The sequence below is a fragment of the Streptomyces tendae genome, assembly GCF_008632955.1.
Classification (GTDB): domain Bacteria; phylum Actinomycetota; class Actinomycetes; order Streptomycetales; family Streptomycetaceae; genus Streptomyces.
This window is the reverse complement of sequence record NZ_CP043959.1, coordinates 2,980,400-2,997,248: the sequence shown is the minus strand read 5'-3', so window position 1 is coordinate 2,997,248 and position 16,849 is coordinate 2,980,400. Positions and strand designations below refer to the sequence as shown.

Sequence of the window (16,849 nt, the reverse complement as noted above, 5' to 3'; positions counted from 1 at the left end):
GCCGGTCGGAAGGGGGAAGCGCTCCCGCGCGCCGTCGGTTCAACCACGCAGGGCGGCGAGCCGGCGGCGCGCGGGAGCGAGGGAGCGTCCCCTGCGCGACAGCCCGGACCAGGGGCCGGCGCCGGCCTGCTCGACGGCGTTCTCCACCGTCCAGCGGCGGGCGTGCAGCTCGGGATCGTCGAGCTGGTCCCAGGTGATCGGGGTGGCGACGGGGGCGCCGGGCAGGGCACGGACGGTCCAGGGGGCGACGGCGGTCTGCGCGTAGGCGTTGCGCCCCACGTCGAGGTACAGCCGGTCGCCGCGGTCCTTCTTGCGGGCCGCGGTGGTGAGCCGGTCGGGGTGGGCGTCCGCCAGCGTGTCGGCGACCTCGCGGGCGAACTCCCGTACGGCGTCGAAGTCCTCGCTGCCGTCCAGGGGCACGATCACGTGCAGGCCCCGGGACCCGGTGGTCATCAGGGCGGAGGGCAGGGCGAGTTCGCCGAGCAGCTCCCCCAGCCGGCGGGCGGCCTCCCGCACCGCCTCGAAGTCGTCGCCGGACGGGTCGAGGTCGAAGACCAGCCGGTCGGGGCGGTCCACGTCGTCGGCGCGGGAGAGCCAGCGGTGCAGCGTGACGCCCGCCTGGTCGACCAGGTAGAGGAGGGTGGCGGTGTCGTCGCACACCGTGTGCGTGACGGTGCCGCCCTCCTTGGCGACCTCGGCCCGCCTGATCCAGTCCGGATAGCTGTCGGGGGTGTTCTTCTGCATGAACGCCGGTCCGCCGAGGCCGTCGGGCCGCCGGTCCAGCATCAGCGGCCGGCCCCGCAGGTGCGGCAGCATGTGCCGGGCGACGGCCCGGTGGTAGTCGACGAGGTCGCCCTTGGTGTACGCGCGGGCGTCGTCGTCGCCCGGGAGGAGCACCTTGTCCGGGCGGTGGATCTCCACCCGGCGGCGGCCGGCCCGTACCGTGCGCGACCCGCCGTCGCTCACGACACGATCGCCTCCCCCACCAGCAGCCGGCCGGCCGCGGCGATCGACTCGGCGTCGATGCCGGCGATGTGCAGCTGCTGCTCCGGGGAGGCCGAGCCCGGCACGTTCCGCACACCCAGCCGCACCAGCCGCGGGACGGGACGCCCGTCGCCGAAGGCCTCCGCGACCGCGTCGCCGAGGCCGCCCTCGGGGTGGTGGTCCTCGACCGTCACCAGACAGCCGGTCTCCTCGGCGGCGGTGCGCAGCGTCTCCCGGTCGACCGGCTTCACCGAGTACAGGTCGACGACCCGTACGGCGATGCCCTCGTCCGCCAGGGCGTCGGCGGCGGCCAGCGCCTCCGGCACGGTGACACCGGCGGCGACCAGGGTGAGCCGGTCGTCGTCGGAGGAGCGCAGCACCTTGCTGCCGCCGACCGGGAACTCCTCGTCGGGGCCGTAGAGCACCGGGCTCTCGCCGCGCGAGGTGCGCAGGTAGCGGATGCCGTCGAGGTCGGCCATGGCGGCCACCAGGCGGGCCGTCTGGTTGGCGTCGCACGGGTACAGCACGGTGGAGCCGTGCACCGCCCGCATCATCGCCAGGTCCTCCAGGCCCATCTGGCTGGGCCCGTCCTGGCCGATGGCGACGCCCGCGTGCGACCCGACGAGGTTGAGGCCGGAGCCGCTGACCGCCGCCATGCGGACGAAGTCGTGGGCGCGGGTGAGGAAGGCGGCGAAGGTGGAGGCGTACGGCGTCCAGCCCCGCGTGGCGACCCCGACGGAGGCGGCGACCATCTGCTGCTCGGCGATGTAGCACTCGACGTACCGCTCGGGGTGCTCCTTGGCGAAGAACTCCAGGCGGGTGGAGTCGCCCACCTCGCCGTCCAGGGCCACGACGTCGCCGCGGGCGGTGCCGAGGGCGGCGATCGCCTCGCCGAAGGCGTTGCGGGTGGCCACCTCCTCGCCCTTGTCCCAGCGGGGCAGCTCGGGGGTCGCGGTCCGGCGGGCGGGGGTGTGCCCGTCGGTGGCCGGCGGGTGGACGGTGATCCGCAGGTCGCGCGGGCCGCCGAGTTCGGCGATCGCGTCCTCGGCCTCCGGAAGCGGCTTGCCGTGCAGCCCCTCGCGGTCCTGCACGGACTTCACGCCCTTGCCCTTGAGGGTGCGGGCGATGATCGCGGTCGGCTGGCCCCGGGTGGACAGGGCCTCCCCGTAGGCGCGGTCGACGGCGTCCACGTCGTGGCCGTCCACCTCCACCGTGTGCCAGCCGAACGCCTGGAAGCGGCGGGCGTAGGCGTCGAGGTCGTGGCCGTGCCGGGTGGGGCCGCGCTGGCCCAGCCGGTTGACGTCCACGATCGCGGTCAGGTTGTCCAGGTTCTCGTACGCGGCCTGCTCGGCCGCCTCCCACACCGAGCCCTCGGCCAGCTCGCTGTCGCCGCACAGCACCCACACCCGGTAGTCGGTGTGGTCCAGCCGCTTACCGGCGAGCGCGATGCCGACGCCGACCGGCAGGCCCTGGCCCAGGGAGCCGGTGGCCGTCTCGACCCAGGGGAGCTTGCGGGGTGTGGGGTGCCCTTCGAGCCGGCTGCCGTCCTTGCGGAAGGTGAGCAGTTCCTCGTCGTCGATGGCGCCCGCCGCCTTGTAGGTGGCGTACATCAGCGGGGAGGCGTGGCCCTTGGAGAGGACGAAGCGGTCGTTGGCCGGGTGGTCGGGGCGCTCGAAGTCGTAGCGCAGGTGGTTCGCGAAGAGGACGGCCATCAGGTCCGCCGCGGACATCGACGACGTGGGGTGCCCGGAGCCGGCGGCGGCCGCCGCCCGGACACTGTCCACGCGCAACTGCTGTCCCAGCTCGGCGAGTTCACCGGTGTTCATGCGTCTCCTTCGGTAAAACGGTCGGTGCGCCGTACGGGCCCGGGCGCCACGTCGGGGCCGGGCTCCGGCTGGTCGGGCGGCGGGGCGAGGTCGGACGTGCCCCGCACGGGCTGGTTCCTGGCGGGTTCGCCACCGGGCCGGTTCTTCGCCGGTTCACCGCCCGGCTGGTTCTTGGCGGGCTCACCACCGGGCCGGTTCTTCGCCGGTTCGCCGCCGGGCCGGTTCTTCGCCGGTTCACCGCCCGGCTGGTTCTTGGCGGGCTCACCACCGGGCCGGCTCTTCGCCGGTTCGCCGCCGGGCCGGTTCTTCGCCGGTTCGCCGCCGGGCTGGTTCTTCGCGGGTGCATCTTCCGGGCGGGCCGTGGCCGGCCGGCCGCCGCCGTCGGGCGGACTGCCGGACGGGCTGCCCGAGGGGCGGTCGGTCCCGGGCCGGCCCGGGACGCGTGCCACCTCGGGGGACGCCGTGTCCAGGGGCACCGACCAGGACCGTACGAGGCCCAGCTGCACGGCCTGGCGTGGCAGTACCGCGTCGAGCAGCCAGTCGGCGGCCACCCGCACCCGGTTGCCCGGCATCGCGGCCAGGTGGTAGCCGCGGGTCACCGCACCGGCCGCCGCCCCGGAGAGGTTGACACCGAGCGGGTTGGCGGCGGCCTTCACACCGCCGAGGTCCACGACGAACCCCAGGTCCTTGTGGCGGTACGCGCGCCGCTCCCCGTCGCCGAAGGACGCGGCGATGTTCTGCGCGCACACCTTGCCCTGCCGCCAGGCGTGCTGGGCGGTCATCGGGGTGTAGGAGCCCGGCTTCTCCAGGTCGGGCACCGCGGCGGCGTCACCGCACGCGAACACCTCCGGCCGGCCGGGCACCTGCAGGTGCGGGTCCACCAGCAGCCGGCCGCGTTCCAGGGGCAGCCCGAGGGACTCGGCGAGCGGGTCGGGGCGTACACCCACGCACCACACCAGGGTGCGGGTGTCCACGAACTCGCCGTCGGTCAGCAGCACGCCGTCCGGCGTGGCCTCCTTCACGGACGTGCCCATCCGCACGTCCACGCCCCGTTTTCTCAGCACCGTGTCGGCGGTGCGGGAGAGCCGTTCGTCCAGCTCGGGCAGGACCCGGTCGGCGATGTCCAGCAGCATCCAGCGGGGCCGCATCCCGGTGCGCAGGGGCTGCTTGGCCACCTGCGCGTCGGTGAACAGCTGGCCGTGCGCGGCGACCTCCGTGCCGGTGTAACCGGCGCCCACGACGACGAACGTGCACCGGGAGGCGCAGCGTTCCGGGTCGTCGGTGGCGGCGGCGAGCTCCACCTGCCGGGTCACGTGGTCACGCAGGTACAGCGCCTCGGGCAGGCCGCGGAAGCCGTGCGCGTGCTCGGCGACGCCCGGGATGGGCAGCAGCTTGTTCACGCTGCCCGCCGCGAGCACCAGACGGTCGTAGGTGAGGGTGCCGCCCTCGCCCTCGGGGCCGGTGTAGTGCACCTGGCGTCCGTCGAGGTCGATCCGGTCGGCCTCGCCCAGCACCAGCTTGACGTGCGGCAGCGTGCCGGTCAGGGACACCGTGACGCGGCGCGGCTCCAGGATGCCGGCGGCGACCTGGGGCAGCAGGGGCAGGTACAGGAAGTAGTCGGTGGGGTTGAGCAGGATGATGTCGGCACGGCCCTTGGCCGTTTTCGACAGGGTCTGGGCCGTGCGGTATCCGGCGAAGCCGGCACCGACGATCACAATGCGGGGTCGACTCACGGTTCGCCTCCGGCGCGGTCGCGTACGTCGGGAGACTTCCGCGTCCCCCTGTGCGGGACCGCCAAACGTCCGGCCGGTTGCCGCCGGGCCGCCCGGGTACCCGGGCCGCGACCCGGACGGCCCATGTCACGGAGGCACCCCCCATGCCCCAGTACGGCTACTTCCTCTCGTGCGAGCAGTACGGTCCCGCCGAGCTGATCGAGCAGGCACGCATGGCCGAGCAGGCCGGCTTCCAGGCGCTGTGGATCTCGGACCACTACCACCCGTGGAACGACGAGCAGGGGCAGAGTCCCTTCGTCTGGTCGGTGCTCGGCGCACTGTCCGAGGCGGTGTCCCTGCCGGTGGGCACGGCGGTGACCTGCCCGACCGTGCGGACGCACCCGGCGGTGGTGGCCCATGCGGCGGCGACCGCCGCGGCGATGTCACCCGGCGGGTTCCGGCTGGGCGTGGGTACGGGCGAGGCGCTGAACGAGCACGTCGTCGGCGGGCCCTGGCCGCCCGCGCACGTCCGCCTGGAGATGCTGGAGGAGGCCGTACAGATCATGCGCCGGCTGTTCTCCGGCGAGGAGGTCAACCACCGCGGCACGCACTACACGGTGGAGAACGCCCGGCTGTACACGCTCCCGGACGAGCCGGTGCCGGTCGACATCTCGGGCTTCGGCCCGGCGGCGACCGCGCTCGCGGCGCGGGTGGGCGACGGCTACATCACGATGATGCCGGACGCCTCGATGGTGGAGCAGTACCGCAAGGGCGGGGGCGGCGGGAAGCTGATCAGCGGCGGCACGAAGGTCTGCTACGGCGCCGACCGCGAGGAGTGCGTGCGCACGGTGCACCGGCTGTGGGCGAACGAGCTGCTGCCCGGTGAGCTGGGTCAGGTGCTGCCCTCGCCCAAGCACTTCGAGCAGGCGCAGACGCTGGTCACCGAGGACATGGTGCGCGAGAACCGGGTGTGCGGCGACGACGCGGACGAGCACGTCGCCGAACTGCGCCGGTTCGCCGACGCGGGCTTCGACCGGATCTACGTCAACCAGATCGGTCCGGATCTGCAGGGCTTCTTCGACTTCTACCGCACGAAGGTGCTGCCGCAGCTGTAGGGCACGGCCGTGGGTGGGTACGGCGCCGGTGCGGCGCCGTACCCACCCACGGTCCCGTGAGCCTGCGGCTCGGGGTGCCGGCGGGCGGTGGGTCAGGAGTGGTCGGGGCGCGGGTCGTGGTCGGTGGCGGGGTCCGGGTGGGGGACCGCCGTTCCGGCCGTCGGGGGTGTGGACGGGACGGGGGGCACGGTGCCGGGTGCCGGCCGCGCGGACGGTGCCGCGTGGGACGTGCCGGCGGCGGGCGGGGTCGGGCGGGCTGCCGTACGGAGGGCGTAGGACAGGGCGGCCAGGAGGACCGCCGTGATCAGGGCCGCCGCCCAGCCCGGCAGGGCCAGGTCCAGGGCGAGGCCCACCGCCAGGGCGACCGCCGCGCCCGCGTAGAGCGCGGCGGCGCCGGAACCGGCGTACAGGGCTGCCTTGCGCCGCTGCCCCCGCGTCTGCTCGCGCAGTTCGGCGCGCACGGACTCCCGGGCCACCTGGGCCAGTTCGTCCGCCAGGTGCTTGTCCAGATGCTGCAAGTGCTCCAAGCGCTGCATGGCGTGCGGGTACCCCGCACCCGGGGCCGAGTAACTCCCGTCGGCCGTAAGGCGGGAGAGAGGGGTGTGGAGATCACCCGCACCCCCGCCCCTCCCGCGTGCCGCCCAACTAGGCTCGTGGTCATGGAGATTCTGGGTGCCACACTGCGCGTCTGCGTCGACGACATCGAGACCGCCATCCCCTTCTACGAGCGTCTGTCGGGCGGCGCGGCCCTGCGGTTCGAACGGGGCGGCGTCCAGGTCGCCGCCGTGGGCTGCTTCCTGCTGATGAGCGGTCCCGAGGCGGAACTGGACGTGCTGCGCAAGGTCGCCGCGACCATCGCGGTCCAGGACGTCGACGAGACCCGCCAGGTGCTGGAGGAGATGGGCGCGGCCGTCCTCGCGGGGCCGCTGCCCACCCCCGTCGGCCGCAACCTGATCGCGCGGCACCCGGACGGGGCGGTCTACGAGTACGCGGACCGCCGCTCCTGACATACCGACACGGCGTGACGTCCCGTCACGGCGTGGGTCGCATCCTGAAGTCGTACCGCTCGGGCAGTGGTTCCTCCGTGAGCCGGGCCCACAGCCGCCCGATGACCTCGTCGCCCTCCCGCAGGTCGGCGACCTGGAAGCCCGCGTCGAACACGGCGCGGGCCTCCTCCCGCCGGCCCTCGGCGAGCAGCAGGCCCGCCTCGATCAGCCGGAAGCGTCCGCGGGCCCGGGTCGCGGGGGCCAGCCGCCGCCACACGGACCGGGCGTTCTCCGTACGTCCCACCGCGAGCAGCGCCTCGATCGCCTCCCGCCCGAGCGCGGCGACGACGGCGGTCCACTCCCCGTCCGGTTCCCCGGCCTCACGGCACAGGTCGTCGAAGGCCCGCACATAGCGGTCGGCGGCGCGCTCGGGGTGGCGTTCCTCCCGGTCGGCGACGGCGAGGCAGCGCAGCACCGGCCAGGACGGGCCCGGCTGCGCCAGCCCGCGCTCCCAGCTGCGCACGGCCTGCGCCCGGTCGCCGCCGTGCCACTGGGCGACGCCCAGGTGGTACTCGGTGAGACCGGTCGCGGGCGCCGTCTCCAGCATGTCCCGCCAGTGCCGGGCCACCAGCGTCCCGCCCGGCGGCCGGCCGGCGGACGGCTCGGGCAGGGAACCGGCGCGCAGCAGACGCAGCCACGGCTCCTGGTCGTCGCCCAGGGTGGACTCGTCGAAGGGCGTGCCGGGCAGCTTCCACCCGGTGCGGAGCACTTCGAGGGCGCCCCAGCCGGACCCGGCGGCCAGCCGCTCGCCGGGTTCGGTGTCGGCGCAGGGCAGCCAGGCCGCGTAGGCCGCCTCGACGTCGGCGCGCGGCAGGACACCCTCCAGGCGGGTCTCGGCCTCGTCCAGGACCGCGCCCCACTCCCCCTCGCGCGGCGCCTCGAAGGGCCCGTACGCCTCCAGCCAGGACACCTCGCTCTCCGGCTCCAGCCGGACGTGTTCCAGCTGGGTGCGGGCGAGACCGGCCTGGATCTCGCAGTAGCCGGCGGTGCCGGGTTCGGTGAGCCACTGCTGCCAGCTCCGCCCGCCGGGTCCGCGGCCCCACACGAACAGTTTCCGCCCGCGCAGCGTGTCGGTGGAGGTCTGCACGAGGCCGTGGCCGTCGGCGTCCAGTGCGGCGATCCAGCGCCTGCGGGCCTCGGGGACCTCGTAGAAGTAGTCGGCGGCGTAGGTGCTGTTCGGCGGGTAGGTGCGGTCGGCGCCGTCGTACTCCGGGACGGGGACGCGGCGCAGGCGCTGCTCGTAGCCGAAGTGGTAGGCCTCCTCGGCGGGGGCCAGCACGCGGCAGTCCTCGGGGACGGCGATGTTGGACCACCAGTAGGTCGGCACCTGCCGCTCGTGCGGGTTGCGGATCCGCGCGCCGACATAGAGGAAGTCGGAGCCGTCCGGCAGCCACAGGTCGACCTGGAAGGGCAGGTCGCGCAGCCGCTCCCACTCCCACAGGCGGAGCATCTCCCCGCCGTCGGGGGCCGGGACGACGGCGGCGTGCACCGGTGAGCAGGAGAGGGTGGTGTGGCCGGTGGCGCCGATGTTCCATTCGATGCCGCCGGAGAACCAGGCGCCGTTGAGGGCGAAGTTGGCGGGCTGGAACACCGGGTTCACGTACAGCAGTTCGCGGCCCGTGGGCTTGTGGACGAGGGAGGCGATCCGGCCGCCGAGGCCGGGCAGGACGGTGGCCCGCAGCCGGTCGTTCTCGATGACGAGGGTGTCGAGCCGGCGTGGCTCGCGGTCACGGCCGTAGCCGTCGCGGACCGGAACCGGCAGCAGGCTGCGCAGGGGGGCGTAGCCGATCTGCCGGGCCATGTCGCGCGGCAGGTCCTTCTTGTCACGGTCCTCGATGCGGTGCATCTCGTCGAGGGGCCGCAGGGCGGGCAGGGGGTTGTCGGGGCCCAGCTGTGCCGCGGGCAGCGTCAGTACCTCACGTCGGATCGTCGTCACGATCTCCATGGAAGCCGCCGGACGCCCGCCTGAACAGAGGGCCGTCACGAGTACGTTCCGCGGGGGCGGCACCGGGCGCCGCACGGAGGGCACGACCGGGAGCCGCGCCCCCGGTCAGGCGCCGGGCGTCAGCATCTCGCTGGTGAGCGCCCAGCGTTCGTGGTCGCGCCAGGCGCCGTCGATGTAGAGCATCTTCGGGGAGAAGCCCTCCTTGCGGAAGCCGCAGGCGCGGGCCAGGGCGATGGAGGCGGCGTTGCCGGGCTGCACGTTGATCTCCAGCCGGTGCAGCCGCATCGGTCCGAAGGCGTACCGCGCGAGGAGGTCCAGTGCCTCGCGCATCAGCCCGCGTCCCGCCGCGTGGGCGAAGGCGCCGTAACCCAGCGCACCGCACAGGAAGCCGCCCTCGACGATGTTGTTGATGTTGACGAACCCGGCGAGGGCGCCGCCGGCGTCCTTCTCGCAGACCAGGAACCCGGCCTTGGTGGGGTCGTCGGTCAACCGCTTCGCGTACGCGGCGTAGGCGGGCGCCGTGTCCGGCGGGAACAGCCAGGGGTGGTGCAGGTCCTTGCTCTCCCGGGCGCGTGCGGTGAACTCGGCACCGTCGGCCTGGGTGAAGTGACGGAGCCCCACGCGGCGGCCTTCGGTGAGGTAGGGGGAAGCGGTGTGCGGCACCCTGTCACCCTACGACGGCGTCCGGCCGCGCGCGGCGGGGCTCAGCTCAGCGCGGGTTCCTCCAGGGTCAGGGTGCCCGCGTCGGCGTCGAGTTCGGCGGCGACCCCGAAGGGGAGGGTCAGGGCGTCGTCGCAGTGGCCGAAGCCGAACTGCTCGGCCACCGGCACACCGAGACCCCCGAGCCGGTCGGCGAGCAGGGCGCGCACCTGGTCGTACGGATCGCACTCGGCCCAGGAGCCGAGCAGCACCCCGGTGACGCCGTCGAGGTACCCGGCGCGCAGCAGCTGGGTGAGGTAGCGGTCGAGACGGTAGGTCTCCTCCCCCACGTCCTCCAGGCACAGCAGTCCGCCGCGCGCCGAGCCGTGGGTGTGCGGGGTGCCGATGCCGCCGACGATCAGGGAGAGGCAGCCGCCGAGGGTCACCCCGCGGGCCCGCCCCGGCACCATCGCGGTGCCGTCGGAGCGGATCGTGCGGACCGACTCGGGGGCGAAGAGGGTCGCTCTGAGGTGTTCCTGGGCGCGGGCGCTCTTGACGAAGTCGACGCCGGCGGCCATCGGCCCGTGCAGGGTGACCAGGCCGAGCCGCACCGCGAACGCCTCGTGCAGCGTGGTGATGTCGCTGAATCCAACGAGCACCTTCGGCCCGGCGGCCCGCATCGCCTCCCAGTCGAGGGCATCGACCATGCGCTGGGCGCCGAACCCGCCGCGCGCGCAGATCACCGCGTCGACGGACGGGTCGCACCAGGCGTCCTGCAGGTCGACGGCACGGTCGGCGTCGGTGCCGGCGAGATAGCGCAGCTCACCGTGCCGGTCGAGGACGTGCGGGGCGGCCACCGGGTCGAGACCCCAGCCGCGCAGCACGTCGAACCCGGCCGCGAGCCGCTCCTCCGGAAGGGGACCGCTGGGGGCGACCACGGCCACCCGGGCGCCGGGGGCGAGGCGGGGCGGCCGCCGCAGCGGCGCGAGCGCGGTCACTGCTCCAGCTCCAGGACGGGGACGCCGGACACCTTCAGCTCGAACACCTGGGCGTACAGGGACAGCTCGGCCTCCAGGGCGCGCACCATGGTCTCCGCGCGCCGGAAGCCGTGCCCCTCCCCCTCGAAGGTGAGGTAGGCGTGCGGGACGCCCCGGCCGGCCAGCCGGGCCAGGAACCGCTCGCACTGCACGGGCGGGCAGATCACGTCGTCGAGTCCTTGGAGCAGCAGGAACGGCGCGGTGAGCCGGTCGGCGTGGGTGGCGGGCGAGCGCTGCTCGTACCGCTCGGGCACCTCGGCACGCGGGCCGATCAGGGTCTCCAGGTACTGGGACTCGAAGTCGTGGGTCTCCCCCGTGCCCCAGCCGGTGAGGTCCAGCACCGGGTAGATGATCGTGCCGCAGGCGTAGACGTCGGTGGTGGTGAGGGAGGCGGCGGTGGTCCAGCCGCCGGCGCTGCCGCCGCGCACGGCGAGCCGGTCGCGGTCGGCGGTGCCCTCCTCGGCGAGGGCGAGCGCGACGGCGGCGCAGTCCTCGACGTCGACCACGCCCCACTGTTCGCGCAGCCGGTTGCGGTAGGCGCGTCCGTAGCCGGTGGAGCCGCCGTAGTTGACCTCGGCGACGCCGATGCCGCGCGAGGTGAAGTAGGCGATCTCCAGGTCGAGCACCAGCGGCACCCGGCTGGTGGGGCCTCCGTGCGCCCAGATCACGTACGGGGGCAGCTCGCCCTCGGGGCCGGCGCAGTCCGGGTTGCGCGGCGGGTAGACCTGGGCGTGGATCTCCCGGCCGTCCGGTCCGGTGAAGGTGCGGACGTGCGGCTCGGGATAGTAGGCGGGGTCCACGGCGTCCTGGTGCGCGGAGCCGATGACGCGGGCCCGGCCGGTCCTGGTGTCCAGCTCCACCACCTCGTGGGAGCTGGCCGGACCGGCGCCGACGGCCACGACCCGTTCGCCGAGCGCCGCGAGGCCGGGGGTGAACTCGCTCCACGGGCCGGCCGCGTCGACGACCTCGCAGGTCTCCGGATCGAGCACGCCGAGCCGCAGGGCGCCCTTGCCGTGCAGGACGGCGATCAGTCCGCCGTCCAGCGGGGCGAACCAGCTCAGGCCCAGCTTCCACAGCGGCCCGCCGAACTCCTCCGGGCGCGGACAGACCGGCTCCCCGTCCCGGTAGAGGTTCCACCAGCCGGTGCGGTCGCTCGCGTACAGCAGGCGGCCGTCGCCGGTCCAGTCGGCCTGGGCGACGGACTCCTCGGGTCCGCCGGCCACGGTGCGGGCGCCGCTCAGGGTGCCGTCCGGGCGGACGTCGGCGACGAGCAGCTCGGTGCCGTCCCACGGCATGCGGGGGTGGTCCCAGCCGATCCAGGCGGCGCGCGTTCCGTCCGGGGAGAGGCGCGGTCCGGTGACGAAACGGTGCCGCCCGTCGGTCAGTTCCCTCACGGCGGTCCGGTCGCCGGCGGCGGAGCCGTCGAGCGGCACGGCGGCCAGGACCCGGCGTACGTCGCTCGGGCCGTCGCCGGTGAACTCCTCCAGGACGCACCACACCTCGTCGCGCTCCGGCAGCACCACGGGGTCGGCCCAGCGCAGCCCCAGCCCGACCGGGGAGACCGGGGTGAGGGGGCGGGGCTCCTCGCCCGGCTCCCAGCGGTACAGGCGCTGGTCGGGGAAGTGCGCGAACACCACGAGCGGGCCGTCGTCGCGCACGGTGCCGGCCCAGGGGCGGCCGCCGTACTCGACGACCCGGCTGCGCACGTTCCACGGGGCGGGCAGCACGGACTCCTCCGTGCCGTCGGCGTGCCGCCGCACCAGGGTGCGCCGGCCCGCCTCGGCGGGCCGGGGTTCGGTCCACCACACCTCGTCGCCGACGAAGCCCGCGAACTCGGGACTGCCGTCGTGCGCCGCGGCGGTCGCCGCGTCGACGGGCGAGGGCCATTCGCCGTACGCCAGGGTCTGCACTGTCTCCCCCACTTGTTTCAGGCCGACCGCAGGAACCGGTCGAGCACCCGGACACCGAACTCGAGCGCCTCGACCGGGACGCGCTCGTCCACTCCGTGGAAGAGGGCCTGGTAGTCGAAGCCCTCGGGCAGCTTCAGCGGTGCGAAACCGTAGCCGGTGATGCCGAGCCGGGAGAACTGCTTGGCGTCGGTGCCGCCGGACATGCAGTAGGGCACGGTGTGCGCCCCGGGGGCGAACTCCTCGACGGCCTCCCGCATCCGGGCGAACGTCGGCGAGTCGACCGGCGCCTGCAGCGCCACCTCGCGGTGGGCGAACTCCCAGTCGACGTCCGGTCCGGTGAGCCGGTCCATGGTCGCCCGGAACTCGTCCTCGGCGCCCGGCAGGAAGCGGCCGTCGACATGCGCCACGGCCTCGCCCGGGATCACGTTGACCTTGTACCCGGCGTCGAGCATCGTCGGGTTGGTGCTGTTGCGGACGGTGGCCTCGACGAGCTTGGCCGCACCGCCGAGCTTGTCCAGCAGGGCGTCCACGTCGGACAGGTCGGCGTCGACGCCGTACACGGCGGCGATCTCGGTCAGCGCGGCCCGCACGGTCGGGGTGAGCCGCAGCGGCCACTCGTGCTCGCCGATGCGGGTGACGGCGGCGGCGAGGCGGGTGACCGCGTTCTCCTGGTTCACCTTGGAGCCGTGTCCGGCCCGGCCGCGGGCGGTGAGCCGCATCCAGCCGGTGCCGCGCTCGCCGGCCCCGATCGGGTAGAACTGCCGGCCCTGGCCGTCGTGGAAGGTGTACGCGCCGGACTCGCTGACGCCCTCGGTGCAGCCCTCGAAGAGGCCGGCGTGCCGGTCGGCGAGGAAGCCGGCGCCGTCCGCCGCGCTCGCCTCCTCGTCGGCGGTGAAGGCGATGACGACGTCACGGCGGGGCCGCACGCCCTCCCGCGCCCAGGACCGCACCACGGACAGGATCATCGCGTCCATGTTCTTCATGTCGACGGCGCCGCGTCCCCACACGACGCCGTCGCGGATCTCCCCGGAGAAGGGGTGCACGCTCCAGTCGGCGGGCTCGGCCGGCACGACGTCCAGGTGGCCGTGGAGCAGCAGCGCGTCGGCGGACGGGTCGGTGCCCTCCAGGCGCGCCACGACGTTGGTCCGGCCGGGGGTGCGCTCCAGCAGGACCGGTTCGAGACCGGCCTCGGCGAGCCGCGCCGCCGCGTACTCGGCGGCCGGCCGCTCGCGGCAGTCGCCGCCGCCCCGGTTGGTCGTGTCGATCCTGATGAGGTCGGACGTGAAGGTCACGACCTCCTCCAGGGCCCGCTGGTCAGCCATACTGCTCCTCCACCGCGGCCGAGGCGATCGTGGTGACCGCCTTGAAGGTGCGGATTGAGTCGTACATGGTGTCGCTGGTGTACAGCACCTTGCGCTCGCCGGTCCGGGACACGCCCGGGACGACGGTGACGGAGGTCGCCAGGTGCTCGGCGTCGAACTCCACCGCCACGGTGAACGGCCCCCCGCGGACCGGTTCGTGGCGCACCGCCAGCGCGGCCGCCTCCCTGGCGGCCGCGTGGATGTCGGCGGCCGTGCGCGCAGGGGTGCGGCACACCGCGGCGTAGCGCGACACGTGGTCCTTGACGGCGACCTTCAGCGCCTCGGGCGCGTAGCCGAGGGCGTCCTCGCAGGCCACGTCGTCGCCGGTGACCAGGATCACCGGCACGCCGTACTCGGCGGCCACGTGCGCGTTGAGCAGGCCCTCGCTGGCCCGTACGTCGTTGAGCCACACGCCGGTGATGGAGTTGGCGAGGAAGGTGTGCGCGAGGACGCCCTCCATGCCGGCGCCCGCGTGGTAGCCGATGAAGGCGATGCCGTCGACGTCGCCGTGCTGCACGCCTTCGACCATGGACAGGGACTTGTGCCGGCCGGTCAGCATCTCGGCGCGCTCGTCGAGCCGCTCCAGCAGCAGGTTGCGCATGGTCCAGTGCGCCTCGTTGATCAGCACCTCGTCGGCGCCGCCGTCGAGGAAGCCACGGACGGCCGCGTCCACGTCGGACGTGAACATCGACCGGCACCGCTCCCACTGGGGCGTCCCCGGCAGGACGTCGGCCGGCCAGGTGACACCGGTGGCGCCCTCCATGTCGGCGCTGATGAGGATCTTCATGCGGCACACGCTACGTCGTCCCGCCGACGTCCGGCCACCCTGTGGAAAACTCCCACCGGTCCAGACCACTGACGCACTCCCCGGTGCGGGGCAGCCGTCCCCGACCTGCGCGGATGCCCGCCCGGACCTACCGTGAACGGGACGAACGCCCGCCACGGAGCACCAGGAGCGTCGTATGCCGGTCACCCGGAACCCCTTGGAGGGAAGGACCGCCGTCGTCACCGGAGCGGCGCGCGGGCTGGGCGCGGCTCTGGCCCGGGAGCTGTCCGCGCGCGGCATGAAGGTGGCGTTGCTCGGACGGGAGGAGCGGACGCTGCGGCAGGTGCGGGAGGAACTGCCGGGCGAGGGCGGCTGCTGGGAGGTCGACGTCACCGACGACCGGGGACTGGCCGAGACCGGCGCGGACATCCGGGCACGTCTCGGACCGCCGTCCGTCGTCATCGCCAACGCGGGGGTCGCCGAGGGCGGGCCGTTCCCCGAGTCGGACCCGGCGGTGTGGCGCCGGGTGATCGAGGTGAACCTGGTCGGCAGCGCGGCCACCGCCCGCACGTTCATCGGGGACCTGACCGGCACCGCCGGCTACTTCCTCCAGGTGGCGTCACTGGCGTCGATCGGCTCGGCGCCGCTGATGAGCGCGTACTGCGCGTCCAAGGCGGGTGTGGAGTCGTTCGCGCACTCCCTGCGGGCGGAGATGGCCCACCGGCACGTGGGGGTGGGCATCGCCTACATCAACTGGACCGACACCGACATGATCCGGGGTGTGGACGACCATGCGGTGCTGCGCGAACTGCGCGGGCACATGCCGGCCCCGGCCCGGAAGGTGTACCCGGTGGAGCATGTGGCCGGGCGGCTGGTGGACGCGGTGCAGCGGCGCCGCCCGTCGGTCTACGTGCCGGGCTGGCTGCGCGCGACCCAGCTGGTGCGCGCGGCGATGCCGCCGGTGGTGACGGCGCTGTCCCGGCGCGAGCTGCCACGGCTGGCCGCCTCCCGGCCGTTCGAGGCGACGGGCCTGCTGGGCGCCGGGGGCCGCGCGGACCAGGAGGCCTCGCGGCACCGCAGCACGTCCTGACCTACGCGCCCCCGGACGGGCGCAGTCGTCGCTTCTCTCGTGACGGCCCCCTGGACGCCGCAACGACGTTGGCCCGCACCATGGTTGGTCGCCCTCTCATGTGTGCGGGCCACATTGTGGCTGGATCTGGCGCGGAACACACTGCCGGATACCGCTCAGCGCACAGTGATCATCCGTGACCGATCGTGCCGCTGGAGTCGTCCGCCGTCGCATCGAGGAGCCGTACGGTCATGCGTAGACCCCTTTTCCTGTCCGCCGCCGTGGCCCTGCTCGCCACCGCCTTCACCGCCGGCTGTTCCAGCCCCGGCAGCAGCACCGCCTCCGGTGCCGAGGAGGTGAAGGTCGCCCTCATCACCTCCACCAGCGGCCCGCTGGCCTCGTACGGAGAGCAGTACCTGCGGGGCTTCGAGGCCGGCCTCGACCACGCGACCGACGGCACCGGCACCGTCGACGGCGTGAAGGTGACGGTGCTGAAGGACGACGACGGCGGCGACCCCGCCAAGGGTGTCTCCCTCGCCAAGCAGCGCATCGGGCAGGGCGTGCCGATCATCGCCGGCTCCGCGGTCTCCGGTGTCGCCACCCAGATCGCGCCCGTCGCCGCGCAGAACAAGACCCTCTACATCAGCGGGCCCGCCGCCACCGACGCGCTGACCGGTGTGAACCGCTACACCTTCCGCTCCGGCCGCCAGACCTACCAGGACGTGCTGACCGCCAAGCACATCCTGGGCGACTCCCCGGGCAGGAAGGTCGTCGTGCTGGCCCAGGACAACGCCTTCGGGCAGGCCAACGCCGCCGCCGTCACCGCCGTCCTCGGCACCGGCGGCACCACGGTGAGCGAGGTGCTGGCCCCGCCCGCCGCCACCGACCTGACCCCCGTGGCGAGCAAGGTGAAGGCGGCCCGGCCGGACATGGTGTTCGTCGCGTGGGCCGGGGACACCGCCCAGTCGATGTGGTCCACCCTCGACCAGCAGGGCGTGCTGGACGCCGCCACCGTCGTCACCGGCCTGGACAGCAGGGCCAGTTACCCGGTCTTCGGCAAGGCGCGCGAGAAGGTGACGCTGCTCGCGCACTACGTGCCCGGCGCCGCCGGAACCCCGGAGGCCGAGGCGATGCGGGCGTACTTCGGGAAGAAGAAGTGGCAGGAGGACCTGTTCACCCCGGACGGCTTCAACGCCGCGCAGATGGTCGTCGAGGCGGTCCGGGCGGGCGGCGCGAAGGGCGACACCGACGCCATGGTGAAGGCCCTCGAAGGCTTCTCGTTCTCCGGGGTGAAGGGGCCGAACACCGTGCGGGCCGCCGACCACGCGCTGCTGCAGCCCACGTTCCAGGCGCGGTTCACCGGCGAGGGAGCGCCGCGCGTGTCGCGGACCTTCTCCGCCGAGCAGGTCGCCCCCGCCGAGTCGAGGATCGGCTGACGC

At 74.1% G+C, this 16,849-nt stretch carries 14 protein-coding genes; 4 read left to right on the top strand and 10 right to left on the bottom strand.

All coding sequences use genetic code 11. From position 1 onward, the window contains the following. Positions 1–39 precede the first annotated feature (39 nt). Genes ligD through F3L20_RS13865 form a run of 3 tightly spaced genes read right to left on the bottom strand, consistent with a single transcriptional unit; the run spans position 40 to position 4,543 of the window. A complete protein-coding gene (gene ligD, locus F3L20_RS13875; RefSeq protein WP_150154662.1) occupies positions 40–966 on the bottom strand; it encodes a non-homologous end-joining DNA ligase in 927 nt (308 codons plus the stop codon). Further along, a complete protein-coding gene (locus F3L20_RS13870; RefSeq protein ID WP_150154661.1) occupies positions 963–2,810 on the bottom strand; it encodes a transketolase in 1,848 nt (615 codons plus the stop codon). The genes ligD and F3L20_RS13870 overlap by 4 nt, the downstream gene beginning before the upstream one ends. Next, positions 2,807–4,543, bottom strand: a complete 1,737-nt coding sequence (locus F3L20_RS13865) for an NAD(P)/FAD-dependent oxidoreductase (protein ID WP_150154660.1) — start codon at positions 4,541–4,543, stop codon at positions 2,807–2,809. The genes F3L20_RS13870 and F3L20_RS13865 overlap by 4 nt, the downstream gene beginning before the upstream one ends. 143 nt (positions 4,544–4,686) lie before the next feature. Between F3L20_RS13865 and F3L20_RS13860 the strand changes: the two genes are divergently transcribed. Further along, on the top strand, positions 4,687–5,637 hold the full coding sequence (locus tag F3L20_RS13860; RefSeq protein WP_150154659.1) for a TIGR03557 family F420-dependent LLM class oxidoreductase: 951 nt from the start codon (positions 4,687–4,689) through the stop codon (positions 5,635–5,637). A 92-nt stretch (positions 5,638–5,729) separates the two neighbouring features. Here the strand turns inward: F3L20_RS13860 and F3L20_RS13855 are convergent, their stop codons facing one another. After that, positions 5,730–6,173: a phage holin family protein gene (locus tag F3L20_RS13855; protein ID WP_150154658.1), complete on the bottom strand. Its 444-nt coding sequence runs from the start codon at positions 6,171–6,173 to the stop codon at positions 5,730–5,732. Between the two features lie 123 nt (positions 6,174–6,296). Here F3L20_RS13855 and F3L20_RS13850 point away from each other — a divergent pair, with 123 nt between their 5' ends. Next, a complete protein-coding gene (locus tag F3L20_RS13850; protein ID WP_150154657.1) occupies positions 6,297–6,644 on the top strand; it encodes a VOC family protein in 348 nt (115 codons plus the stop codon). 25 nt (positions 6,645–6,669) lie between these two features. Here the strand turns inward: F3L20_RS13850 and F3L20_RS13845 are convergent, their stop codons facing one another. The 6 genes from F3L20_RS13845 to F3L20_RS13820 all read right to left on the bottom strand — a co-directional run bounded on the left by F3L20_RS13845 (position 6,670) and on the right by F3L20_RS13820 (position 14,362). Then, positions 6,670–8,628, bottom strand: a complete 1,959-nt coding sequence (locus F3L20_RS13845; RefSeq protein ID WP_150154656.1) for a DUF5107 domain-containing protein — start codon at positions 8,626–8,628, stop codon at positions 6,670–6,672. A 105-nt stretch (positions 8,629–8,733) separates the two neighbouring features. Then, positions 8,734–9,291: a GNAT family N-acetyltransferase gene (locus tag F3L20_RS13840; RefSeq protein WP_150154655.1), complete on the bottom strand. Its 558-nt coding sequence runs from the start codon at positions 9,289–9,291 to the stop codon at positions 8,734–8,736. 41 nt (positions 9,292–9,332) lie between these two features. Further along, entirely contained in the window at positions 9,333–10,265 is a 933-nt protein-coding gene (locus tag F3L20_RS13835; RefSeq protein ID WP_150154654.1) for a S66 peptidase family protein, read from the bottom strand. Further along, a complete protein-coding gene (locus F3L20_RS13830; protein ID WP_150154653.1) occupies positions 10,262–12,226 on the bottom strand; it encodes an LpqB family beta-propeller domain-containing protein in 1,965 nt (654 codons plus the stop codon). The genes F3L20_RS13835 and F3L20_RS13830 overlap by 4 nt, the downstream gene beginning before the upstream one ends. Positions 12,227–12,231: 5 nt before the next feature. After that, positions 12,232–13,536, bottom strand: a complete 1,305-nt coding sequence (locus tag F3L20_RS13825) for a M20/M25/M40 family metallo-hydrolase (RefSeq protein WP_150154652.1) — start codon at positions 13,534–13,536, stop codon at positions 12,232–12,234. After that, positions 13,529–14,362, bottom strand: coding sequence for a M55 family metallopeptidase (locus F3L20_RS13820; protein ID WP_150154651.1), 834 nt, complete (start codon positions 14,360–14,362; stop codon positions 13,529–13,531). Before F3L20_RS13820 ends, F3L20_RS13825 begins: the two co-directional genes overlap by 8 nt. Before the next feature lie 175 nt (positions 14,363–14,537). Between F3L20_RS13820 and F3L20_RS13815 the strand changes: the two genes are divergently transcribed. Then, on the top strand, positions 14,538–15,431 hold the full coding sequence (locus tag F3L20_RS13815) for an SDR family oxidoreductase (RefSeq protein ID WP_150154650.1): 894 nt from the start codon (positions 14,538–14,540) through the stop codon (positions 15,429–15,431). Between the two features lie 230 nt (positions 15,432–15,661). Next, the gene (locus F3L20_RS13810) at positions 15,662–16,846 is read left to right on the top strand and encodes a substrate-binding domain-containing protein (protein WP_145826388.1); all 1,185 of its coding nucleotides are present in this window, start codon (positions 15,662–15,664) and stop codon (positions 16,844–16,846) included. The last annotated feature ends 3 nt before the right edge of the window (positions 16,847–16,849 follow it).

Bases quoted from the DNA above. Each gene is read 5' to 3' on its own strand.
- F3L20_RS13870 (WP_150154661.1), bottom strand. From the start codon at position 2,810: ATGAACACCGGTGAACTCGCCGAGCTGGGACAGCAGTTGCGCGTGGAC.
- F3L20_RS13860 (WP_150154659.1), top strand. From the start codon at position 4,687: ATGCCCCAGTACGGCTACTTCCTCTCGTGCGAGCAGTACGGTCCCGCC.
- F3L20_RS13855 (WP_150154658.1), bottom strand. From the start codon at position 6,173: ATGCAGCGCTTGGAGCACTTGCAGCATCTGGACAAGCACCTGGCGGAC.
- F3L20_RS13850 (WP_150154657.1), top strand. From the start codon at position 6,297: ATGGAGATTCTGGGTGCCACACTGCGCGTCTGCGTCGACGACATCGAG.
- F3L20_RS13845 (WP_150154656.1), bottom strand. From the start codon at position 8,628: ATGGAGATCGTGACGACGATCCGACGTGAGGTACTGACGCTGCCCGCG.
- F3L20_RS13825 (WP_150154652.1), bottom strand. From the start codon at position 13,536: ATGGCTGACCAGCGGGCCCTGGAGGAGGTCGTGACCTTCACGTCCGAC.
- F3L20_RS13820 (WP_150154651.1), bottom strand. From the start codon at position 14,362: ATGAAGATCCTCATCAGCGCCGACATGGAGGGCGCCACCGGTGTCACC.
- F3L20_RS13815 (WP_150154650.1), top strand. From the start codon at position 14,538: ATGCCGGTCACCCGGAACCCCTTGGAGGGAAGGACCGCCGTCGTCACC.
- F3L20_RS13810 (WP_145826388.1), top strand. From the start codon at position 15,662: ATGCGTAGACCCCTTTTCCTGTCCGCCGCCGTGGCCCTGCTCGCCACC.